This is a genomic window from Pseudoalteromonas sp. US3C1004 (assembly GCF_048401065.1).
Classification (GTDB): Bacteria; Pseudomonadota; Gammaproteobacteria; order Enterobacterales; family Alteromonadaceae; genus Pseudoalteromonas; species Pseudoalteromonas undina.
The window spans coordinates 1,855,260-1,878,180 of sequence record NZ_CP183073.1 but is presented as its reverse complement, the minus strand read 5'-3'; the positions used below and the strand labels follow the sequence as shown (position 1 = coordinate 1,878,180).

The 22,921-nt window shown below is 39.9% G+C and carries 18 protein-coding genes; 10 read left to right on the top strand and 8 right to left on the bottom strand.

From position 1 onward, the window contains the following. Positions 1-35: 35 nt before the first annotated feature. Positions 36-791: a hypothetical protein gene (locus ACNSN3_RS08670; protein ID WP_075169051.1), complete on the bottom strand. Its 756-nt coding sequence runs from the start codon at positions 789-791 to the stop codon at positions 36-38. 297 nt (positions 792-1,088) lie between these two features. On the opposite strand from ACNSN3_RS08670, the gene cysB reads away from it, so the two are divergent. Continuing rightward, positions 1,089-2,066: an HTH-type transcriptional regulator CysB gene (cysB, locus tag ACNSN3_RS08665; protein WP_054201139.1), complete on the top strand. Its 978-nt coding sequence runs from the start codon at positions 1,089-1,091 to the stop codon at positions 2,064-2,066. A 68-nt stretch (positions 2,067-2,134) separates the two neighbouring features. Here cysB and ACNSN3_RS08660 read toward each other — a convergent pair whose 3' ends face one another. The 3 genes from ACNSN3_RS08660 to pabB all read right to left on the bottom strand — a co-directional run bounded on the left by ACNSN3_RS08660 (position 2,135) and on the right by pabB (position 5,539). Then, positions 2,135-3,511: an L-serine ammonia-lyase gene (locus tag ACNSN3_RS08660; protein WP_054201138.1), complete on the bottom strand. Its 1,377-nt coding sequence runs from the start codon at positions 3,509-3,511 to the stop codon at positions 2,135-2,137. Between the two features lie 101 nt (positions 3,512-3,612). Next, positions 3,613-4,188, bottom strand: coding sequence for an NUDIX hydrolase (locus ACNSN3_RS08655; protein WP_075169053.1), 576 nt, complete (start codon positions 4,186-4,188; stop codon positions 3,613-3,615). Further along, positions 4,181-5,539, bottom strand: coding sequence for an aminodeoxychorismate synthase component I (gene pabB / locus ACNSN3_RS08650; protein WP_075169054.1), 1,359 nt, complete (start codon positions 5,537-5,539; stop codon positions 4,181-4,183). Before pabB ends, ACNSN3_RS08655 begins: the two co-directional genes overlap by 8 nt. A gap of 166 nt (positions 5,540-5,705) precedes the next feature. On the opposite strand from pabB, the gene ACNSN3_RS08645 reads away from it, so the two are divergent. The 7 genes from ACNSN3_RS08645 (at position 5,706) to ACNSN3_RS08615 (ending at position 18,175) form a co-directional block, all read left to right on the top strand. After that, positions 5,706-7,232, top strand: a complete 1,527-nt coding sequence (locus ACNSN3_RS08645) for a fumarate hydratase (RefSeq protein WP_010388533.1) — start codon at positions 5,706-5,708, stop codon at positions 7,230-7,232. A gap of 431 nt (positions 7,233-7,663) precedes the next feature. Then, positions 7,664-8,704, top strand: a complete 1,041-nt coding sequence (locus tag ACNSN3_RS08640) for a Leu/Phe/Val dehydrogenase (protein WP_010388535.1) — start codon at positions 7,664-7,666, stop codon at positions 8,702-8,704. Between the two features lie 150 nt (positions 8,705-8,854). Then, positions 8,855-9,517 carry a CatA-like O-acetyltransferase gene (locus tag ACNSN3_RS08635; protein WP_010388537.1) on the top strand — a complete coding sequence of 221 codons (663 nt, stop codon included), beginning with the start codon at positions 8,855-8,857 and terminating at the stop codon, positions 9,515-9,517. 110 nt (positions 9,518-9,627) lie between these two features. Further along, positions 9,628-12,516 (top strand): two-component regulator propeller domain-containing protein, encoded by a 2,889-nt coding sequence (locus ACNSN3_RS08630; RefSeq protein WP_418607044.1) that lies wholly within the window; start codon positions 9,628-9,630, stop codon positions 12,514-12,516. Between the two features lie 209 nt (positions 12,517-12,725). After that, on the top strand, positions 12,726-13,934 hold the full coding sequence (locus ACNSN3_RS08625) for a M23 family metallopeptidase (RefSeq protein WP_010388539.1): 1,209 nt from the start codon (positions 12,726-12,728) through the stop codon (positions 13,932-13,934). 143 nt (positions 13,935-14,077) lie between these two features. Continuing rightward, positions 14,078-14,902, top strand: coding sequence for a M90 family metallopeptidase (locus ACNSN3_RS08620; protein WP_418607042.1), 825 nt, complete (start codon positions 14,078-14,080; stop codon positions 14,900-14,902). A gap of 99 nt (positions 14,903-15,001) precedes the next feature. Next, positions 15,002-18,175 (top strand): amidohydrolase family protein, encoded by a 3,174-nt coding sequence (locus tag ACNSN3_RS08615; protein WP_418607040.1) that lies wholly within the window; start codon positions 15,002-15,004, stop codon positions 18,173-18,175. Between the two features lie 63 nt (positions 18,176-18,238). Here the strand turns inward: ACNSN3_RS08615 and ACNSN3_RS08610 are convergent, their stop codons facing one another. Continuing rightward, the gene (locus ACNSN3_RS08610) at positions 18,239-18,814 is read right to left on the bottom strand and encodes a TetR/AcrR family transcriptional regulator (protein WP_418607038.1); all 576 of its coding nucleotides are present in this window, start codon (positions 18,812-18,814) and stop codon (positions 18,239-18,241) included. Between the two features lie 101 nt (positions 18,815-18,915). On the opposite strand from ACNSN3_RS08610, the gene ACNSN3_RS08605 reads away from it, so the two are divergent. Next, positions 18,916-19,392 (top strand): HPP family protein, encoded by a 477-nt coding sequence (locus tag ACNSN3_RS08605; RefSeq protein ID WP_418607037.1) that lies wholly within the window; start codon positions 18,916-18,918, stop codon positions 19,390-19,392. A gap of 32 nt (positions 19,393-19,424) precedes the next feature. On the opposite strand, the gene ACNSN3_RS08600 is transcribed toward ACNSN3_RS08605, so the two are convergent. Then, positions 19,425-19,787, bottom strand: a complete 363-nt coding sequence (locus tag ACNSN3_RS08600) for a hypothetical protein (protein ID WP_010388549.1) — start codon at positions 19,785-19,787, stop codon at positions 19,425-19,427. 150 nt (positions 19,788-19,937) lie between these two features. Between ACNSN3_RS08600 and ACNSN3_RS08595 the strand changes: the two genes are divergently transcribed. Next, positions 19,938-20,690 (top strand): Nif3-like dinuclear metal center hexameric protein, encoded by a 753-nt coding sequence (locus tag ACNSN3_RS08595; protein ID WP_054201128.1) that lies wholly within the window; start codon positions 19,938-19,940, stop codon positions 20,688-20,690. Between the two features lie 149 nt (positions 20,691-20,839). Here the strand turns inward: ACNSN3_RS08595 and ACNSN3_RS08590 are convergent, their stop codons facing one another. Further along, positions 20,840-21,604: a YdcF family protein gene (locus ACNSN3_RS08590; RefSeq protein ID WP_418607035.1), complete on the bottom strand. Its 765-nt coding sequence runs from the start codon at positions 21,602-21,604 to the stop codon at positions 20,840-20,842. A gap of 54 nt (positions 21,605-21,658) precedes the next feature. Beyond that, a complete protein-coding gene (locus ACNSN3_RS08585) occupies positions 21,659-22,546 on the bottom strand; it encodes a LysR family transcriptional regulator (RefSeq protein ID WP_010388553.1) in 888 nt (295 codons plus the stop codon). Positions 22,547-22,921: the final 375 nt, after the last annotated feature.

Here is a 22,921-nt window from a genome sequence, read left to right as displayed (position 1 = left end):
ATACAGTTGTATGGGCTTTTTTATTAAGTAATGGATTACCATTTCTTTTTCGGTGCAAACAGTACGTCTAAATCATCTTGCTCTTGTTCGTTCTTTTTCTTCAATGATGTAGCGTTTGATGCCTTTAGTTCAGTGCTTATTGTTTCTAGATAGCCTTCAACTTCAACTCGTTTTGCAGTAATGTAATCATCATTAAATGACACACTGTTTAGCGTCGTCGATGCTTTTTCAAAGTACTGCCTAGCAGAGCCAACCATACCGGCTGTTTGTGCTGCTAGACCACGTTTTATCTGGCTTTCAATGTTGATTCTTAGTTGTAGCTTCTCAAGGCGTTTGTCTTCTGCAATAAACGCTTGGCTGTCAACTTTCCCCTTGTTGTGCTCAGAACGGATAATAGTACGGAGCTTTTTTATACCCTGTATTAGTGATATCAGTTGCTTGTCATTACCTGGTAAAACAAAACCATCCGAGCCGTCTTGAATCGGATTTTGTAGTCGCTCTTTTGCTTCTTTTAAGCGGTTTTTTAGTCCGCTACCACCGCTTGAAATAGACACCATATTACTTAGCGCATCATGAATACGACGTTGTAATATTCGCTGAGTTGCTTCTGAAAGTGGGATATTAGCGCTATTCATTAACGCCTCTTCAGTTTCTTCAATGATAGCTTTTTGTTTTGTTAGCTCTTTACGTCGTTCAGCTTCTTGTTTTTCTTTGTGTTGTTGAACAGCACTAACCCACAGTGCAATGACGATAAGCGCAACAATTAATACAATTATAATGGAAACGATCATGTTATAATTCTCAAATTCTTAACCTTATTATCTAATCTTACATTAAATATATAAAAGGTGGGAAACTTTGCGCCGATTAACTAAAAAAAACACCATGCATAAAGCGTTTAAATCTTAATGTGTTATGTTTTGTTTGCTGATAATCATTGCTATCTCAACTTTATTTATTGTGTTAACCTGAAATTTCAATAAATTAATTGTTACATTGTGTAACCTTAATCAGCCTTTTATATAGTTACCTATTAATTAGGGTGCGCTTTTATCTGTCAATGTGAATTATAACGAAACTACATAGCCATGAAATTACAACAACTTAGATATATCGTAGAAGTTCAAAATCATAAATTAAATGTTTCAGCTACCGCTGAGAGTTTATTTACCTCCCAGCCTGGTATTTCTAAGCAAGTACGTATGTTAGAAGATGAACTAGGTGTACAAATTTTTGGCCGTAGTGGTAAACATTTAACTCACGTTACAGGTGCTGGCGAAGAAATCATTAACATATCGCGAGAAATACTCTCAAAAGTTGAGGGTATTAAAGCGGTTGCTAATGAACATACGCTGCCCGATCAAGGTAAACTTAATATTGCGACTACGCACACCCAAGCACGTTATGCGTTACCAAGCGTAATTCAAGGCTTTACCCAAAAATACCCAGCAGTGTCACTGCATATGCACCAAGGTACGCCGCAGCAAATATCGGATGCAGCTGCGCGCGGTGATGCAGATTTTGCGATTGCTACTGAAGCACTGCACTTATATTCAGATTTAGTTATGTTGCCTTGTTATCACTGGAATCGCAGTATTGTGGTTGCTAAAGATCACCCCCTTGCGAAAAAAGTCGATAACTTAACGGTGGCAGATATAGCGCAGTATCCTTTGATCACTTATGTATTTGGTTTTACTGGTCGCTCAGAGCTTGATAAAGCATTTAACGCCTATGGGCTTGAGCCGCATATTGTATTTACCGCCACCGATGCCGATGTTATTAAAACGTATGTGCGCCTGGGATTAGGTGTCGGTGTGGTTGCATCTATGGCAATTGACCAGGTAAACGACAGCGACTTAGTGTGCATTGATGCTAGCCATTTATTTGAAGCAAGCACCACTAAGATTGGTTTTAGAAAAGGTAGCTTTTTACGTACCTACATGTATGACTTTATCGAACGTTTTGCACCGCATTTAACTAAAGAGCGAGTAGAGCGAGCAAGTTTGCTGCGTAATCAAGACGATGTTGATAAATTATTTGCTGATATCGAATTGCCAGTTAAATAACCGCCATAAACAGTAATGAAAAAGCCGCTTAGTTTTGCAACTAAGCGGCTTTTTTTTATGCTATCTAATTAGCACTCGATAATGTTAACAGCTAATCCACCGCGAGCGGTTTCTTTGTATTTTGTTTTCATATCGTTACCGGTATCGAGCATGGTTTTAATTACTTTATCAAGCGATACTTTTTGTTCTCCACTACCGCGAATAGCAAGACGAGAAGCATTAATTGCTTTAATAGCGCCCATTGCATTACGCTCAATACAAGGTACCTGCACTAAGCCGCCCACTGGATCGCAGGTCAATCCTAAGTTATGTTCCATGCCAATTTCAGCGGCATTTTCTACGTGTACCACGTTACCACCAACAATTTCAGTCAGCGCACCAGCAGCCATTGAACAGGCAACACCAACTTCACCTTGGCAACCCACTTCAGCACCTGAGATAGAGGCATTTTTTTTGTATAAAATACCAATAGCGGCCGCGGTTAATAAATACCGAGTAGCAATGTCGCGATCAACTTCTTTGATAAAAGTATGATAGTACATTAATACGGCTGGTAGGATACCAGCTGCACCATTTGTTGGTGCAGTAACCACACGACCGCCTGCTGCATTTTCTTCATTCACTGCTAATGCGAATAAATCAACCCAATCCATAGCACGAAGTGGATCGTTACTCACTTCTACATTGAGCTTTAAATATAAGCTTGGTGCACGGCGTTTTACTTTCAAACCACCAGGTAAAATACCTTCGGTACGCATACCACGTTCAATACAGGCTTTCATTACTTGCCAAATATTAAATAATTCATCTTTTATGGCTTCTTCACTGCGTAAGGTTTTTTCGTTTTTCATCATTAACGTTGATACGCTGTAACCCGACTCTTTACACATTTCGAGTAATTCTTTAGCCGTTCCAAACGGGAACGGGGCAGGGTTTTCTTCGCGAATATCTAAGGCCGCTTGTTTTTCTTTTTCAAACTCTTCATCTGTAACAATAAACCCGCCACCAATAGAGTAGTAAACTTTGCTATATACTTTTTCGCCATTGTTATAGGCAATAATTTCCATTGCGTTGGAATGTTTAGGGAGTGTTTTTCTACGATGAAAAACAATAGCGCCTTGTTTAGGGAATTTAGCTTTATGAGTTTGGTTTAGATAAATAACCTGCTCATTTTCTATTTTTGCTAAAATATCGTCCACTAAATCGGCATCAATGGTTTCAGGGTCATAACCGGCTAGGCCAAGGATCACTGCTTTTCCCGAACCATGACCAACACCTGTTTGCCCCAGTGAGCCGTAAAGCTCTACTTTTACATCGGTTACATTTGCTAATAGTTGTTGCTCATCTAGGTCATTAACAAATAAGCGTGATGCACGCATTGGGCCGACGGTATGTGACGATGAGGGGCCAATACCAATGCTAAACATGTCAAATGCACTGATCATAATGTGTGTCTCTACTTAGTTTTCTCAGCATTAAGCTGTTCTTTGAACGGTCGACTATAATAACGTGGAAATGCAGGTGTGTAACCCTTATTAGCAAAGATTTAAACTGGTATGGCGAGTTGTTTTGTAAAGTTTTTAATAATGCTGGCTGTGGCACCCCACAAAAGCCCGTGAGGAGTGATAAAGCCATTTAAAGTTAGGGCTTTTCCATTACGTTCAAAGGGGATTGGTTGCCAATTAGCTTCGTTGTTCAGTGCTTTTATAGAGAGTAAAAAGCTGGCTTGTACTTCGTTATGATCGTTCTCCCATACCGTTTCTTTTTTAATTAAGCCCACAAAAGGACGTATAGTAAATCCAGTAAGGGTAGAGTATTGGGGCAGCTGGCCTAAAACTTGAACATTATGCGGGGGAATGTTTAGCTCCTCATGTAATTCACGCAGTGCCGTGGTGCGCAGGTTAACATCATTAATTTCAAATTTACCACCCGGTAAACAAATCTCCCCAGGGTGGTGATGTAAATAGGTTGGCCGCTTACACAATAAAACATGTGCTTCGTTATCTATATCAATCAAAGGTAGCATCACTGCACTGGCGCGCTTTTTTTTATTATCTTTGAGCTGATCCACGGCTAAACTGCGGTTTAATTGAAAACGAGCCGAAATGGTTTCACTATTCAAAGCGACCTTCATTTAATATAGGGAGTATTTTATTTACTTTATCGTATGTTTCTTGATATTCCAATTCGACTTTTGAATCAGCAACAATGCCACCGCCAGCCCAACAATGTATTTGCTGATGATGAGTAACTAAAGTTCGAATGGTAATACTGGTATCCATATTACCGCAGGCGCTAATATAGCCAATAGAGCCACAATAAATACTGCGTCTGTGTGGCTCCAGCTCTTCTATTATTTCCATTGCGCGCACTTTTGGTGCCCCGGTAATAGACCCTCCAGGGAATGCAGCTTCAAGTTGATCGACTGCTGTTTTTCCTTCATCAAGGATGGATGTAACTGTACTTACCAAATGGTGTACTGCCGGAAAGCTTTCAATAGCAAATAAAGAAGGTACAACAACAGAGCCCGGTTTTGCGACTTTACCTAAATCATTTCGTAGCAGGTCTACTATCATGACATTTTCAGCGCGGTCTTTACTGGAGTTTGCCAGTAATGTGGCTTGTTTGGCATCTTCTAAAGCATTGGCTTTACGTGGTAGCGTGCCTTTAATAGGTTTTGTTTCTACCTTGTTGTCGTGCACTGCAATAAAACGCTCGGGTGATATTGATAAAATAGCGCCTTGCGGATGATTTATAAAACTAGAAAAAGGCGCTTTATTGGCCTGCGTTAATTTAACATAGGCCGCCCAAGGAGACCCTTGGTAATGTGCGCTAAAACGCTGCGCTAGGTTAATTTGATAACAATCACCACTTTTTAAGTATTCTTCAATCGCGGCAAACTTTTCGCTATAACTCCTCTGACTCATATTTGACTGCCACTGTGATGTAAGCGAAAAGCTTTCATGTTTAGGTGGTTGCGCTAAATGCTGCTGATACTGCGAGAGACGATTTACATTGGGTTGCGAAATATAAAACCACTTACGCAGTTGTTTATCGTAAATCAGTGCATCAAGGTAAAGTCCAACGGCCATTTGCGGTAAATCAATGTCGTTAAGAGCGTTGCTTGGTAGTTGCTCTATGGTACGCCCTAAGTCATAACCAAAATAACCAAGCAAGCCACCGTTAAAGGGTAAATTGTGGGCGGCTTTTGTTGTATCGAGCTTAGCTAATTCATCGTTCATTATTTCAAAGCAGCTTTTAGCACTCGCTTGGTTATTAAAAACGGTTTGATTATTTTTAACTTCCAGAGTGCTTTGAGGCTCAATAGCAATTATGTCAAAACGACTGTTAATGTGATCGCTATCACCTGAATCTAGCAAAATGGCGTAGGGCAAATGAGCAAAATGCGAAAATACCTCTATACAATTTTGTGATATGGCTAATTCAACACAATTTTTTTTATTGTTTAGCATTTACTATCCCTTTAAGAACTGGCTCGAAACGGGCTGGGAGGGTATCATAAGTCAAATTTATTTGGCAGCGTTTAGTGAGCGCTGTGGTTGAAAACAGTTCGAACCACCGTCACGGGTTTGATATCGCTTACGTGCAGCGTGCGTAACAACAACTTAAGGAACCACTATGAGTACAATTCGTCAGCAAGACTTTATTGATAGCATTGAAGATGCTTTGCAATATATCTCGTTTTACCACCCTCTTGATTTTGTTCAAGCGCTAGAAAAAGCGTATAACAAAGAGCAAAGCAAAGCCGCTAAAGATGCGATTGCACAAATCTTAATTAACTCGCGTATGTCGGCAGAAGGTAAGCGTCCGCTGTGCCAGGATACTGGGATCATCACCTGTTTCGTAAAAGTAGGTATGGATGTTAATTGGGATAAAACCGACTTAACAGTACAACAAATGGTTGATGAGGGGACGCGTCGTGCGTACTTAAATCCAGATAACCCATTGCGTGCATCGATTGTTGCCGACCCTGCGGGAACACGTAAAAATACTAAAGATAATACGCCATCAGTGGTACACATTGACTTAGTTGCAGGCGATAAAGTTGAAGTGATGGTGGCTGCTAAGGGTGGTGGCTCAGAGAACAAAAGTAAAATGGTGATGTTAAACCCATCTGACGATGTGGCCGAGTGGGTAGAAAAAACGTTACCAACAATGGGGGCGGGTTGGTGTCCACCAGGTATGCTAGGCATAGGTATTGGTGGCACTGCAGAAAAAGCAGCGGTAATGGCGAAAGAATCATTAATGGATCCGGTTGATATTCATGAACTCATTGAGCGCGGCGCAGAAACAACAGAAGAAAAGCTGCGTTTAGAAATTTTTGAACGTGCGAATAAATTAGGTATTGGTGCGCAAGGTCTTGGCGGTTTAACCACGGTTGTTGATATTAAAATTAAAACGGCGCCAACTCACGCGGCTTCAAAGCCAGTGGTTATGATCCCAAATTGTGCTGCTACGCGCCACGTTCACTTTACGCTTGATGGTTCAGGCCCTGCGAATTTAAAAGCACCTAAATTAGAAGACTGGCCAGAAGTGACTTTCGAAGTCGGTGAGGGCACACGCCGTGTTAATTTAGATACCCTGACTAAAGAAGACACTAAAGAATGGAAAATGGGTGAAACCGTTTTACTCTCAGGTACTATTTTAACGGGTCGAGATGCTGCTCATAAGCGTCTGCAAGATATGATCAACTCAGGGGAAGGTTTACCTGAAGGTGTTGATTTTGATAACAAGTTTATTTACTACGTTGGTCCTGTGGATGCAGTAGGCGATGAAGCAGTAGGTCCTGCAGGCCCGACAACGGCTACTCGTATGGACAAATTTACTGACATGATGTTAGAAAAAACAGGCATCGTGGGAATGATTGGTAAAGCTGAACGTGGCCCTGCAACGGTTGAGTCTATTAAAAAGCATCAGTCAGTGTATTTAATGGCTGTAGGCGGTGCGGCTTATCTAGTATCTAAAGCAATTAAAAAAGCACGTGTTGTTGCCTTTGAAGATTTAGGTATGGAAGCTATCTACGAATTTGAAGTAGAAGATATGCCAGTAACGGTAGCCGTTGACAGCGAAGGTGAAAATGCTCACACCCAAGGTCCTGCAATTTGGAAAGCAAAAATTGAAGAACTAGACAGTAAAATGAAGTAAGTTTTCTGTATAAACAGCAATCATAAAAGCGAGCACCCCGTGCTCGTTTTTTTATTTTTAAAATTTGCAGATACTTAAACACCTCAGACCAGTTTATACTGCGCAGACAGATATTATATAACCCATTGTATTTTATGATGTAGTGTTCTTTTTCAAGATGTACTATTAAGTTTACATATAAATTCAAAGTGACGTTCACGTAAGCGTAAACTTTAATCGCGATGACGTTTTTAGCTTTTATACTTAATAATATAGTTATTATTAAATTTTTTATGCTTATTTATCGCGATAAACCGTTTTATTTTTCTATTGAGTGCGGTTTATTTGGTTTATCTACTCATAGTGTGGCGAACCATCAACTGAAGTGATAAAGTCTCGTCAATTTGTAGCGTGCTTGCCCAAAAGGGCCCATTATTTTCGGAGTATTTAAAGTGGTTGTATTTAATCAAGTTGAATTTGATAACCATGAACAAGTGGTTTTTTGTTCAGACAAAGCGTCTGGTTTAAAGGCTATTATTGCGGTACATAACACAAATTTAGGCCCAGCTGTAGGTGGTTGTAGAATGTGGGATTATGCCAACGATGAGGATGCAGTTTACGACGTATTGCGCTTATCAAAAGGGATGACCTATAAAAATGCTGTGGCACGCTTGCCATTTGGTGGTGGTAAGTCAGTTATTATTGGCAATGCAAAAGAGATCAAGTCTGAACAGTTGTTTCGTGCATTTGGTCGTCAATTAGAGCGTTTAAATGGCAGTTACTACTCAGCAGAAGACGTAAATATCACGTGTGATGATGTGGCGTTAATGAACAAAGAAACAAATTACGTGCTAGGCCTTGAAGGCAAAAGTGGTAACCCATCGCCATTTACAGCTTACGGCACGTTTTTAGGTATGAAAGCAGCGCTTCATCATCAGCGCGGCATTCAAGATTTTTCAGGCATTAAAGTAGCTGTGCAAGGTTTAGGTGCGGTGGCTTATGGATTATGTAAGCACTTGGCTGAAGCTGGTGCAGAATTATTTGTTACTGATATTAACCAAGCAGCGGTAGAGCGTGTAGTCAACGATTTTGGTGCAACAGCGGTTGGTATTGATGAAATATACGACTTAGATGTTGATGTGTATGCGCCTTGTGCGTTAGGTGCCACTATTAATGACACAACGATCCCTCGTTTAAAAGCAACTATAATAGCAGGATGTGCAAATAATCAGCTTGCAGAATCACGCCATGGTGAAATTATACGTGAAAAAGGTATTTTATACGCACCAGATTATGTAATAAATGCAGGCGGTATTATTAACGTGTATTACGAAACAGCGCCTGAAGGTTACAGTAAAGAGGCGTCTAATAAACACGTAGAGAAAATTTTCGATACATTAAGCGAAATCTTTACCCGTAGTGAAAAAGAACAAAAATCAACGCATTTAATTGCTGATGAGCTTGCTCAAGAAATTATTGAAAACGGACTTTAAGTTTTTATTTAGTTCAACTAAGGAGCGAATATCGCTCCTTTTTTTATGCCTATATAAGACTTTGGTATAACTACACCCAAAGCATCATTTTAGTTAATGCGAATATAGGCAAAGCGAGGTAAAATTTTACTTTTGCTCTGTGTATAATTTATGTCCTCTGCCGATTTATCTCTTCGGGCTATTGATTTTGATCAGTGGCCGCGCAAACAACATTTTGAATTGTTTCAAAACTTCACTCAGCCTTATTTTAATGTGTGTGTAAGACTCAATGCTAAAAAGCTATATACCGTGTGTAAGCAAACTAATCGTGCTTTTTTTCATGGTTATGTTTATTGCTTATTAAAAGCATGTCATGAGTATGAGCCGATGATGCTGCGTATTGTTAATCAAAAACCTTATTATTTAAACACCATGCGCGCGAGTGTTGTTGAGCTTGCCGATGATGACTCGTTTCGCTTTAGTTATTTTAAACAGCAAAACTCGTTAAATGAGTTTGCTAATAAAGCAAAAGCGATTAGTCATGAAGCAAGGTTAAACCCGCTGTTTTCTGATGCCTTTGCAGCAACTGAAGGACAAGCTGATTTAATTCACGTTTCTGTTTTACCTTGGTTAAACTTTAGCAGCTTTTCGCATGCGTTTACCCAGGGCCAAAGCTGTGGCATCCCTAAATTTGTGTTTGGTCAATACAACCCCGATACAGGCGAAATGCCACTATCAATTGATGTCCATCATGCGTTATTAGATGGACTACATGTGGCTAAGTTCATCCAACGATTGCAACATACATTTGATAGTTTGAGTGATAATACTTAATGAAAAAGTTGTAAATCTTATGTTATTATTTGTTGGTGATGTTTTCTAATTAAATTTTCACCTTGAATTTACTCAAATATAAAAACTAATAATTATAAAGGCAGTGTCTGATGAATCGCTTGGTGATTTTATGTTTCTTGTTGGTGATTTTTACTGTTAATGCTCAGCAACAGACTCGGCTGCCGTTGCGCGATTATTTTTTTGAAACGTGGAATACCCGTTCGGGCCTTCCTCACAATAGCATTAATAGCCTTGCACAAACACAAGATGGCTATTTATGGGTAGGTACTTGGGAAGGGCTTGCCCGCTTTAACGGTCAAGAATTTAAACTATTTACCCGCTCAGAAATTACCGATTTGCCTGACTCAGGCGTACGTGCGCTTACCCCCACATCCGATGGCGGCTTACTCATAGCCGGAGCGCGCGGCGGTATTAGTTTATATCAGCACCGACAATGGGACACTCAACCTAATGCCCAAGCAATGGTTAATCACGTATTTAAGAGTAAAAACGAGGATTTGTGGTTGGCACTTGAAAATGATGGTGTGTTTTATCGACCTGCCAAAAGCACTCAAGATATCCCAATAATACAAAACGTCAGTGCTTATAGAATAATTGAAGATAAGCAGGGCACTATATGGGCTGCAACCAGTGATGGGCTGTATAAAATAGTTAACTACACGGCTACATTGATGACTCCACATCATGGTTTGCCAGATGCACCTGTATATACTCTATTGATTACCCGTGAAGGACGCCTTGTTATTGGTAGTGAAAGAGGTGCGCGAGTATTAAATGGCAATGTGTTCGAGTCACCCCATCCACAGCTTAGTGCTGAGTCGATTTCTAGTTTATTAGAAGATAACCATGGTGATTTATGGTTTGGCACTATTAATAAAGGGGTATTTAGGCTTAGTGTTGATGGCATAGAACAATTAGATGCTAAAAATGGCTTACCTGCAAACCGCATATTGTCATTATTGCAAGACAGAGAAAACAGTATTTGGGTAGGTACCAACGCGGGTGTATTTAGATTAAGAGAAGCCCCGTTTTCATCGTGGGGAAAAAAGCGAGGCTTATCTAGCGACTACGTACGCACGGTACTTTCACATTCTGATGGCAGTTTATGGATAGGCGGGAGTACAGGCTTAGATCGGCTGCAAAATAATAAAATTACCCAAATTAAAGGGACTAAACAAGGCTCTCCTTATTCAGTATTGAGCTTACTTGAACAAAGCCAAGGTGATGTTTGGGTCGGTACTTATACTTCAGGTGTGTTAAAGGTGGTGAATAACGAGCTTGTACCTTACTTAAATCGTGATAATGGCCTTGGTAGTAATGAAGTACGCTCGTTACTTTTTGATTCAAAAAATCGTTTATGGATAGGTTCAGCCATGGGGTTAACGCGAGTTAATACCGACGGCAGCTTAGACCAATTTACTAATGAGAAAGAGTTACCGAGTGGCTTTATTCTAGCTTTGAGTGAAGATAAGAGGGCAAATATTTGGATAGGCACTGGCAATGGCGTAGTAGTTTACAATACCCAAACGGATAAATTTAAACCAATTCAGTTCCCTAAAGCGTTTTCGGCTAAATATGCGTTTGGCTTTTATATTGACGATAAATATACCTGGATGGCGACCGATAGAGGTTTATTGCGTTATCAACATTCAAATGGCCATATGACTATTTTAGGGAGGGAGTTAGGATTACCGGTTGATAAGCTTTTTCAAATTGTGCCCTTTAAAGATTCACTTTGGCTATCAAGTAACCGTGGCATTATTGAAGTTAATTATAAGCAGGTTAATCAGCTACTAGACTCAGCTACAAAAGGTAGTCAGACGCTAGCTTTTCAATTATACGATGAGGGCGATGGCATGCTCAGTGCGCAAGCCAATGGAGGGTCAACGCCTTCGGCTACAGCGCATTCAGATGGTACTATTTGGTTTGCCACCGCAAAAGGGGTGAGTACGGTTAAACCCGCGCGATTAAAAGAAGCCACCGAGATACCGTTACCAACTATTGTAGAAAGTTTCTCTGTAGATGGTAAACCCATGTTATTGCCTGTTGATGGTGACACACTTGTTTTGCCACCTGGAGTTACACGGCTGTCGTTCCATTATGCAGGCTTAAGTTTTATCATGCCGCAGCGATTAAACTTTCAAACAAAAATGAAAGGCTTTAACGATGAATGGGTTGATCGTTTTCATATTGCAACAGCTGAATATACTAATTTACCCGCGGGGAAATATTCATTTGCAGTGCGTTCTGCCTATCCTAATACCGATTGGCAGCAAAATGACAAAGTGATTCATTTTGAAATTCAATCGCATTTTTGGCAAAAAACCAGCTTTAAGCTAGTGGTGTTTTTTATTTTTGTGGTTGTCATATATAGTGCATATCGTTATCGCTTGTATCGCTATAAGCAGGTAGAAAAAGAGCTAACTAGCCGAGTGGTGAAGCAAACCCAAGCACTGCAAGAGCAAGCAAGTGCCTTTGCTTATCAAGCTACCCATGATCAGCTCACCGACTTACCGAATCGCCGGGCATTTGATGGTTGGCTGGCCGACAACTTTACAGATTTTAAAGCGCGTAATACTCCGCTTGCGATTGCCATTATGGATATTGACCACTTTAAACGCATTAATGATGGTTGGTCTCATTTGATTGGTGATCAGGTTATATGTGAAGTCGCCAATATTCTTAAAGCGCATTGTGAAGGCGAGCAAGAAGTGGCTCGTTGGGGCGGTGAAGAATTTACATTTGTATTTCCTGACATGAATACTGTGCAAGCACAGCAATTATGTGAACAATTATGCAAAGAAATTGAAAATAAAGACTTTTCGTCTATTGCCCAAGGGCTTAGCGTAACCGTGAGCTTTGGTGTTTCTGACTCAGATAATGTCGATGATTATGATCGGTTATTATCTCGTGCTGATCAAGCTTTATACAAGGCAAAAAACAATGGCCGAAATAGGGTTGAGTGCATAGCTTCCTAAAAAGAGCTGCTTTAATGCGTTAAATCGTTTTTCCGACAGCTTTTATCATATAGAGAATTTCAACTTCTTTATTATTTGTGTAGGTTAAGTTAATTCATTAAGTAATTATATGTAAGCATAAGTAATATTAATTAACTTTATTTTAATTTGGGTGCTATACCTTGTGTACCCATTAGGGGTTTTTTTGCTTTTTACTTAAGGAATATAAGATGAAAAACAAGATAATTAATATTACATTCGCAAGTCTTCTAGGGGCCTCACCCGTGGTATTAGCAGAAGGCGATAAGCATGATGACTTTTTGTTTACTAAACAGGCTTTAGCATCACTCAAGCTTAACTCTTTACTGACTATTGATGATACGCAATTTGTGTTTAATGACTCATTATTAAACGAAGATTGGGATAACTTTTTTTCTTTACATGCGTCAGCAATTGAAGATAAAAAAGAGCTCATTTTACACTGGGCAGGTTATACCAGCATTAATCCAAAAGTAATTTTAGCGCTGATAGAGCAACAAAGTGGCTTACTTTCAAACCCAAATGCTGATATTGAGAACCCTTTAGCTGGTATAACAGACAAGCGTGGTTTTGATGCGCAAGTAAAAGACGTAGTGATGAAATTAAGTCAACGCTTTTATGCATATAAGCAGTGGCAAGAGTCACAAGATAAGTTAAAAAAACGAAATCAGGCAACCCAAACTACGAGTAGCACAGCTGCAACTGCGGCTCTAGTAAGTCTGTTTGCAGATAGCGATAGACTGGCATCAAACTCTAAAAATAATCAACAGACTTTGACAGAGTTTTTAGCTACGTTTGACCGTGTATTTCCTAGTAACACTAGTCAATTGCAACGTTCATTGAATAGTGTAGATCAAAATAATGAAAAACAACTTTTAGCCGCTAGTTTTGAAATGAACTTACCGTGGCCGTCTGGCTATTGGTACAGTGGTGGCGCTCACTCAAATACAGGTTCTGGCTACCCATACTCATCACTTGATTTTAACAATGGCTCTGGTGGCTGGGGCGCTAATACTCCTTTTGTTCAAGCTGCGCATGGCGGAACGGTAACTCGCTTTTCTTCCTGCAATATTCGAGTAACACACGCCAGTGGCTATTCAACCAACTACTACCACATGTCAAACCTTCAATATAGCAGTGGTGATTATGTTCAACCTGGTGCATGGTTAGGTCGCTATGCAAATAATTATAATCAAGCATTGTGTGAGGGCGGCCAATCATCAGGTCCTCATGTTCATTTTACTTTATTGTATAATGGACAACAGGTTTCTCTGCATAATAAATATATAAGTGAGCATCGGATTGATGTTGGCTCAAGTAATTATGACACCAACTGTAATCGTTTCTATTTTGAACGATATGGCTATCGTACATGTGCATGGCAGCCTTTGTATCGCTAGAATGATATAAATAAACAAACAGTTCACTTGTTAAAGAAAAGGCCACGCTCTAACAGATGTGTGGCTTTTTATTTAGTGTTAAATAATTGAATTCTAGTTTTATGGACCAATTAATACTGTATAGATAATTATAGGGCTATTAAATGGTAAACGGATTATTGATTTTCTTACTTTTTGCGTTTGTCGTTATTTTTTGGCGTTGGCCTGATATTCAAAATACTCTGTGGCGCCGTAAATACAGTCATTTATCATTAAGCCCACAACAGCATGCGCTGTTGCTGCGGGCTATGCCAATTTATAACAAAATGACTGATGCAGATCGAGCCAAGTTAGCATCTCATATTGTGTGGTTTTTAAATGAAAAGCGCTTTGTTGGCTGTGATGGGTTGCAACTAACTGAAGCAATGAAACTCATTATTGCCGCCGATGCTTGCCTGCTGGTACTAAATAAACCTTGGCCTTTGTATAAAAACGTGAAGGAAATTTTACTCTATCCCAGCGCCTATTATGCGCCTCAATCAAGTCGCGATAACGCAGGACTTGTTAGTTTTCATAATACCGTAAGGCAAGGTGAGTCATGGCCTGGAGGCACACTGGTGCTGAGCTGGCATGATGTGCTTGAGGGTAACCGCTTACCCAGTGACGGGCATAATTTAGTGTTTCATGAGTTTGCGCATCAACTTGATCAAGAGACCGGTAAAACCACCGGCACGCCATTACTTACATCACAGACTCAGTATCAACAATGGGGCAAGGTATTTAGCCGAGCGTTTTCGCAGTTAAAAACACACGTTGCTTATAACATGCCGCATGTTATTCATAGCTACGGAGCCACAAATGAGGCAGAATTTTTTGCGGTGATCACCGAAACGTTCTTAGAAAAACCCGCAGATTTACGCCGCGATGACCCTGAAATTTACCGTTTGCTGGTAGATTTTTATCAATTTGATCCTATTGTTTGGCATTAATTTTATGCACTTCATCCTATTACGCTGGTAACTTGCTAGCGTTTTTGTTGCAATCATGTAATAGAGCAACACACAGCAACAATAATAAGTGAGATAAGCATGAAGAAAATGCTGCAAACAGCGCTTGCGTTATCAGTTTCATTGGCATTGGGTCAAGTACACGCAGAGCAAACAGATGAAAAAAAATGGCAAGTTGATTCACCAAAAGGGCAATTTGTAGATGCTTCTATTAGTGTAGAGCAAGGCACATGGATGAATGTAGATATAAGCCCTGATGGAGAAACCTTAGTATTTGACTTACTGGGCGATATTTACACTATGCCAATGAGTGGTGGTAAAGCCACTCAAATAACCTCAGATATCGCATGGCAAATGCAGCCGCGTTTTAGCCCAGATGGTAAACATATCGCATTTACCTCAGATCAGGGGGGCGGTGATAATATTTGGGTTATGGACGTTAATGGCGAGAATCAAACTGCAGTAACGGACGAAACGTTTCGTTTACTTAATAGCCCGGCATGGAGCCCTGATGGCGATTATTTAGTTGCACGTAAGCACTTTACCGCCAGTCGATCTTTGGGCGCGGGTGAAGTTTGGCTTTATCACAAAGCGGGTGGTAAAGGGGTACAACTGACTAAACGTGAAAACGATCAAAAAGATTTAGGTGAGCCGATGTTTTCACCTGATGGCCGTTATGTTTATTTTTCTCATGATGCCACCCCAGGTAAAACCTTTCATTACTCAAAAGATTCGGTTGCGGGTATTTATAAAATTAAGCGCTATGATCGTGAAACCGGTGAAATAGAAACGATTATTAGTGGTATGGGTGGGGCAATCAGACCAACTCCGTCACCTGATGGTAAAAAACTTGCCTATGTAAAGCGTGATGACTTTCAAACTAGCTTGTACTTATACGATTTAACCAGCGGTGAGCATACCAAGCTATATGACAAGCTAGAGCGCGATATGCAAGAAACATGGGCTATTCATGGGGTATACCCAACAATTGCGTGGACACCAGATAATGAAGAGTTAGTATTTTGGGCTGGTGGCACCATTCATAAACTCAATGTCGATGATAAATCTGTCAGCGATATTGCATTCAAAATAGACACCACGAAAAAAATTCAAAAAGCGGTGCGCTTTACTCAAAATATCGATACTGAAGAATTTGATGTAAAAATGCTGCGAAATGTACAAATTAGCCCAGATGGCGAAACGGCATTGTTTGAAGCACTGGGTCATATTTATAAACGCGATTTAGACTCAGGAAAAATCAAACGTTTAACCAAGCAAACCGATCATTATGAGTTATTTCCACAGTACTCGCGTGATGGTAAAAAAATTGTCTACACCACGTGGGACGATAACGAACAAGGCACAGTGCGCGTTGTCTCTGCACGAAGTGGTCGCGGCGATACGATTACCGATGAACCGGGTAAATATGTAGAGCCTACCTTTAGCCCTGATGGCAAAACTGTAGTTTATCGTAAAGCCAGCGGCGGCAGCATTTTAAATCCTAAATGGTCATTACACCCTGGTATTTACAGTGTTAGCACTAAAGGTGGTAAGAGTGAACTAATTTCTAAAAGTGGTTACCAACCGCAGTTTGGTAGTGCCAACGATCGTGTTTATGTTATGAGTCCATGGCCTAAACCAACGTTAAGTGTGGTTGAGCTTGAAAGTAAAAAAGTGCGCAAACTCTATGAATCAGAGCATGCCACTGAATTTAGGGTATCGCCTGATGGTGAGTATTTAGCATTTGCAGAGCGCTTTAAAGTGTTTGTAACACCGTTTGTTGAGCGTGGTAAAACCATTAATATTGGGCCTAAAGACAGCCAATTTCCAATTGAGCAATTATCTGTTCGTGCTGGTGAAAATATTAGCTGGAGTGCCAACAGCAATAAACTCTATTGGACACTTGGCCCTGAGCTATACCATGCCAGTTTAGAGGGAATGTTTGCTATTAATAAAGCCGATGACCAAGACGTTAAAGTCAAAAGCGGGACTAACATTGGTTTTAGTAAAAAAATGGCTGAACCAGAAGGTATGATTGCCTTAACTGGCGCAAAAATTATTACTATGGACGGCGAAAAAGTCATTAAAAATGGCGTTATTGTTACCGATGGTAAGCATATCAAAGCCATTGGCTCTGCTGCAGATATTAGCGTTCCAAAAGGTGCTAAGGTTGTTGATGTAACAGGTAAAACAATTATGCCTGGTATGGTTGATGCACATGCGCATGGCTCACAAGCAAGCGATGAAATTATCCCACAACAAAACTGGAAAAACTTTGCAGGCCTTGCGCTAGGTGTTACCACCATCCACGATCCATCAAACGACACCACTGAAATATTCACTGCCAGTGAAATGCAAAAAGCCGGTATGATTGTCGGCCCGCGTATTTTCTCTACCGGTACCATTTTATATGGAGCGAATATGCCTGGTTATACTTCGCATATTGATTCATTAGATGATGCTAAATTTCATTTAGAGCGTTTGAAAAAAGTAGGGGCGTTTAGTGTTAAATCTTATAACCAACCTCGCAGAGAGCAGCGTCAGCAAGTGATTGAGGCTGGTCGTGAACTTGAAATGATGGTAGTGCCAGAAGGGGGCTCATTATTACAACATAACTTGAGTATGGTGGTTGATGGGCATACAGGGATTGAGCATTCCATTCCGGTTGAACATATTTATGATGATATTAAGCAGTTGTGGTCACAAAGTGATGTAGGTTATACGCCTACATTGGTGGTTGCCTATGGCGGTATTTGGGGTGAAAACTACTGGTACGATAAAACTGATGTTTGGAATCATCCTCGATTGAGCAAGTTTGTGCCAAAAAATCAATTATTACCACGTTCAATGCGTCGTGTTAAAGCGCCCGATCATCACTATAACCACTTTAACAATGCACGTGTGGCAGCTGAACTACAAGATTTAGGTGTACTGGTTAATTTAGGTGCACATGGTCAGCGTGAAGGTTTAGGTGCGCACTGGGAAATGTGGATGTTTACTCAAGGTGGTATGACGCCGCTTGAGGCTATTCGAGCATCAACGCTCGATCCTGCTAAATACCTAGGTTTAGATAAAAACGTAGGCTCATTAGAAGTTGGTAAACTGGCAGATTTAATGGTTATAGATGGCGACCCACTGAAAAACATCCGCGATTCAGACAAAATTGATTACACCATGATCAACGGCCGCTTGTTCGACGCAGCAACGATGAACGAAGTTGGTAAAAAACAACGTGCCCCATTATTTTTTGAATAAGGCAGGCGTTTTTTAGTTAATAAGCGGCTATTTAGCCGCTTTTTTTATATTGTGTTTACCTATTTAACCAACTGCTACTATCGCTTTTAAAATATTATCACTAGGTGGAGCTACTGATACATCATGCATCACTCTCGCTCTAGTTATAAATCCTTCTTTTAAAATGACCAAATGGTGTGCGGCTTCAATTGCTTTTTCTCTATTATGAGCAAATTCAGGGGTTTCTAAAAGAGCTGATAGTATAATCTCAAAGTTCGTTTGCTTATGCTGTTTGCAAAGTTTGGCAATAGGGTCATTCTCTATAGGGTATTCAGCTGCAGTATTAATAAAAAAACAGCCATTAAAGTTACCTAACTCTGAAACCTCATTATTAATCCACTTTTTCAGTCCGAAAAAAATTGCTTGCGCGACTAATATAGCACTTGGTTGTAGACATATTTTTTTTAGCCAAGCGTTAAAGCACATGTTGCGTGCGACTAAACAAGCACAAATAAGCGCATCTTTGCTTTCAAAGTGCTTGTATAAGGTTTTTTTTGCAATGCCGGATACAGCTAAAATTTCATTAATACCAACAGCGTGTATACCCTTTTTATAAAAAAGGCTTAGTGCCGTACTGATTATTTGTTGTTGTTTATCCATGATATTCCAAATTTGAGCAGTAAAAACACAGCTTGACATAGGTAGACCGACTTGTCTATATTGTAGGTGTAGACAAGTCGGTCTACTTTTGAGGAGGTAATATGCATAGTGAGCAAATAAAGTCGGCATTAATCGCAGGTGTTTTTTCTACTTTTGTTTTGGGTTTTTTGGCGTGGCTAAATTATATGGGTGATTACGGTATTTGGTTAATGGCGCCATTCGGCGCAACAGCTGTGCTTGTTTTTGGCGTACCACAGAGCCCATTAGCTAAGCCAAAAAACGTAATAGGGGGGCATATGCTGACCGCAATGATTGGGGTTGTTTTTAGCTATTATAGTGCTGATAGTGCGATCATGATTGGGCTGGCTGTGGGTATTGCTATAACTTTGATGATGATCACTAAAACCATTCACCCTGCTGCCGGTGCAAACCCTATCTTAATTATTGAGTCTAGCCAAAGTTGGGATTTTTTAATAATGCCAGTACTTGCCGGGACGGTGTTTATTATGGTGTGTGGTTTTGTCGCGACGTGGTTTTTGCAGCTATTGATAGAAACTAAACATAAAAAAACCGCTTGACGCGGTTTCTTTTATACTGAGCACTCAGTGAATTACACTACACCGCGCGGTAGGCGGCAGTCGTGATCTTTACGAGCAAGCTCTACTATCCAAAGCTCTTCTGCTGTGTAACCTTCTTCGTTCTCAGTGATCACGGTGAAAGGCGCTTTTTTCTGTGCTTTTACAGGAGCAGCTTTTTTAGTTTTTTTAGCGGGTGCTTTTACTGCAGCTTTTTTTGTAGACTTTCCAGAGCTTAATTCTTTAGTCAGCTCTGCTACATCAGCTAGGCGCATATTCTTGCCGCCATCAACGCTGTACCAGCCAGGTTTAGTTGTTATTTCAGGTTTTTTACCATTGGCAGCTTCATATGCAGCTTCAAAGGCAGATAACACTTCTGTTTTGTCTAGTTTGCTCATCAGAGACCCTATACGTTGTTTACACAGATAAAGAAGAGGTATTTATACCTATTTTAGAACTGTTTTTCAATTTTTTGCGATTTTCCTTTCATTTTTAGCGCATAACCGCCAAAATTTGTACAAAATTCAGTGCAAAGTAAGGTAAGTAGTATGCAACGTAGAGAATTTAATCAACTATTAAATACCCTGTTAAAGCCAGAAACCATTAACGATTTTTGTCCAAACGGACTTCAGGTAGAAGGTAAAGATGAGATACGCACCATAGTAACGGGTGTAACGGCAAGCCAAGCACTTATTGATGCCGCGATTGAAAAAAATGCCGATGCCATTTTGGTACACCATGGCTATTTTTGGAAAGGCGAGTCACAACCTATCATTGGCATGAAAAAACGTCGTGTGGCTGCACTTTTAGCTAACGACATCAATTTATTTGCTTATCATTTGCCATTAGATATTCACCCTGAAATCGGCAACAACGCTCAGCTAGCGCAATTACTCGATATTGAGATTGAAGCAGGTTTAGAGCCAGTCAATAACAGTGTCGCGATGAAAGGGCGGTTAAAAACGCCGCTAACGGGGTGCGAATTTGCTAAAAAAATAAACCAAGTGCTTAATCGCGAGCCTCTGACAAGTTTAGTGCGTAATGATAAAATTGAAACTATTGCCCTGTGCACTGGTGGCGGGCAAGGCTATATAGATTTAGCAGCTGAGCAGGGGCTAGATGCTTACTTAACCGGTGAAGCGTCAGAACAAACAATACATAGCTCTCGCGAGCAAAATATCGACTTTTTTGCTGCTGGCCACCATGCCACTGAGCGATACGGTATTAAAGCGCTGGGTGAATACCTTGCTGATAAATATGGCTTTGATGTAACATTTATTGATATAGACAACCCAGTCTAAGGCCTTGCCGTAAATACAATACAGTCTAAGTAACCTACTCATAACTTATTTTGAGTAGGTTCTTTAAAATCTAAAGTTTAAAATAATTTATTACTTTAATATGTTATAGAGAGTTTCCGCTGAGGTTAAAACCCATCAACAATAAAAAATCAAAGAGCTTCAGGATTTATTGTGCGACGTATTTTTATCCATGTATCGCCAAGTACTTCATGGGCAAATTGAGTCACTACTAGTAATGCTTTTGCGTTGGGTATGAGTTGCTTATACCAAGGGTACGCTGCAAAGTTGTGGTAGTCAGTTGCTGCGGGGATCACAGTGATGCCTTGAGCATTAAATAAATTTATTGCTCTGGGCATATGGCTTACAGAAGTAACTAAAGCGGTATTATAATCAACTAGTTTTGAGGCTAAAAATGCGGCTTCTTGCGCTGTGTCCATTGCGTTTGGATTTTGTACAATGCGACTTTTATTCATACCCAAGCTAATTGCCGTTTTATACATAAGTGCGCTGTTGGTGACTTTTTCATAACCCCCACCCGATACAATTAACTGAGCTTGAGGATATATATTAGCGAGCCTAATACCTTCCACTAAACGTGTTAATGCACAATTTCCTAGCTGGCTGTTAGCACTAAGGGCTGGGTTAGGGTTTATGTCGCAGCCAAGTACCACAATTTTATCTATGCTTGGGTGCTCATTGATACTAAAAGCCAATGAAGTAGGTTGATTATGTTTAATCAATAAGTTGGCAACCCAGGGCGTACTGGCAAGTAATAAGGTTGTAAGACTTAAAAAAGACAAGGTAATAACAAGCTTTCGTTGTTTGAGTGCAAAAATAAGCAGTATTAGGCTAAGTAAACCTAGTAATGGTAACGGCATGAGTAAACCGCCCAATATTTTTTTAAGTTCAAACATAATGAGTAACACGGTTGAATATATTTACTAACATGTTACTCATAAGTTTTAGATTTATCGACCGTTATTTAATTTACAGGTGTTTAAAAAATGACGGTAAACCGGATTGTCTTTCATGTCTTTTTTCATCGCTAAGTACATCGGACGGGTTAAACCAAGCGCGCCCAGTGGAATTGACTTAATTAGCCCTTGGCTTTCATACGGAGTAACGAGCCAATCAGGTAGGGCGGCTACACCCATACCTGCACTGACTAATTGAAATATAAGTAAGCCCTGATCAACTGTTTTAAGCGTGCCATCAAAACGCGCATTTTGAATAAAATGCTTAAATATATCTTGGCGCTCACGGGGAATCGGGTAAGAAATAATAGTTTCGTTTTTTAAATCAAGCGCAGTTACGTAGGCTTTTTTAGCTAAGTCATGATCCGGTGCCACTATTAGCTTAAGTTTAAAGTCAAATAGGTGGGCGTATTCTAGTTTGTCGGGTTCACGCACATCTGAAGTAAGCACTAGGTCTAATTCATCGTTTAATAAGTCTGGGATGGCGTCGTAACTAAAACCACGTTCGTAATCAATTTTTATGTCAGGCCAAAAATTATTAAACTCTTTAATAGTAGGTAATAACCAATGAAAACAGGCATGACATTCAACACTTAGACGCAGTTGTGAGATTGGCTGATTTAAACTTTCTTTTAATCGGCATTTAGTTGCTTCTAACTTAGGTAATATTTCGTGTGCTAATTCAAGTAATAACATACCTTGAGGTGTAAATCGGACGGGTTGAGTTTTTCGTTCGAACAACTGGCAATCTAATTTATTTTCTAAATCTTTGATCTGATGTGATAAAGCTGACTGAGTTAAAAATAGCTCGCGGGCTGTATTAACTAACGATCCCGTTTCTTTAAGGGTCGCTATAGTTTTTAGGTGTTTAATGTCAATCATCTTTAATAAATCTCATGGGTATGGTGAGTATTGCTTAGATTAACTACATACTACGCTTATATAAAAATCGTTTCAACGTCTAGATGGCTATAAAAGTGAGGTTTGGTGTGTTTTTTACTGCAAACATTAAATTTATTAACTTTCCATAGTCAAATATTGTTTTGTTATTTGTTTATTGTTGAATTTAGCTCATGTTAAAACGGGTTTAAATAGTTAAGCTGAAATTAAAATAAAGCAGTGTGAATTTGGTTATGGAGTAAGTTATGCATGTTTAGCGATTAATGTGTTGTTGTAAAACATGTTGTTGAGGTTAGCATTTAGCATTAAGGTTTAATTGGTATGCTCTTACAAATTAGGTTAAATTATTAAGAGTAT

Excerpts from the sequence above, each read along its gene's own strand:
- ACNSN3_RS08625 (WP_010388539.1), top strand. The coding sequence starts at position 12,726 with ATGAAAAACAAGATAATTAATATTACATTCGCAAGTCTTCTAGGGGCC.
- ACNSN3_RS08635 (WP_010388537.1), top strand. The coding sequence starts at position 8,855 with ATGTCCTCTGCCGATTTATCTCTTCGGGCTATTGATTTTGATCAGTGG.
- ACNSN3_RS08590 (WP_418607035.1), bottom strand. The coding sequence starts at position 21,604 with ATGTTTGAACTTAAAAAAATATTGGGCGGTTTACTCATGCCGTTACCA.
- ACNSN3_RS08645 (WP_010388533.1), top strand. The coding sequence starts at position 5,706 with ATGAGTACAATTCGTCAGCAAGACTTTATTGATAGCATTGAAGATGCT.
- ACNSN3_RS08630 (WP_418607044.1), top strand. The coding sequence starts at position 9,628 with ATGAATCGCTTGGTGATTTTATGTTTCTTGTTGGTGATTTTTACTGTT.
- ACNSN3_RS08610 (WP_418607038.1), bottom strand. The coding sequence starts at position 18,814 with ATGGATAAACAACAACAAATAATCAGTACGGCACTAAGCCTTTTTTAT.
- cysB (WP_054201139.1), top strand. The coding sequence starts at position 1,089 with ATGAAATTACAACAACTTAGATATATCGTAGAAGTTCAAAATCATAAA.
- ACNSN3_RS08670 (WP_075169051.1), bottom strand. The coding sequence starts at position 791 with ATGATCGTTTCCATTATAATTGTATTAATTGTTGCGCTTATCGTCATT.
- ACNSN3_RS08660 (WP_054201138.1), bottom strand. The coding sequence starts at position 3,511 with ATGATCAGTGCATTTGACATGTTTAGCATTGGTATTGGCCCCTCATCG.
- ACNSN3_RS08605 (WP_418607037.1), top strand. The coding sequence starts at position 18,916 with ATGCATAGTGAGCAAATAAAGTCGGCATTAATCGCAGGTGTTTTTTCT.
- ACNSN3_RS08600 (WP_010388549.1), bottom strand. The coding sequence starts at position 19,787 with ATGAGCAAACTAGACAAAACAGAAGTGTTATCTGCCTTTGAAGCTGCA.
- ACNSN3_RS08595 (WP_054201128.1), top strand. The coding sequence starts at position 19,938 with ATGCAACGTAGAGAATTTAATCAACTATTAAATACCCTGTTAAAGCCA.
- pabB (WP_075169054.1), bottom strand. The coding sequence starts at position 5,539 with ATGCTAAACAATAAAAAAAATTGTGTTGAATTAGCCATATCACAAAAT.
- ACNSN3_RS08585 (WP_010388553.1), bottom strand. The coding sequence starts at position 22,546 with ATGATTGACATTAAACACCTAAAAACTATAGCGACCCTTAAAGAAACG.
- ACNSN3_RS08615 (WP_418607040.1), top strand. The coding sequence starts at position 15,002 with ATGAAGAAAATGCTGCAAACAGCGCTTGCGTTATCAGTTTCATTGGCA.
- ACNSN3_RS08620 (WP_418607042.1), top strand. The coding sequence starts at position 14,078 with ATGGTAAACGGATTATTGATTTTCTTACTTTTTGCGTTTGTCGTTATT.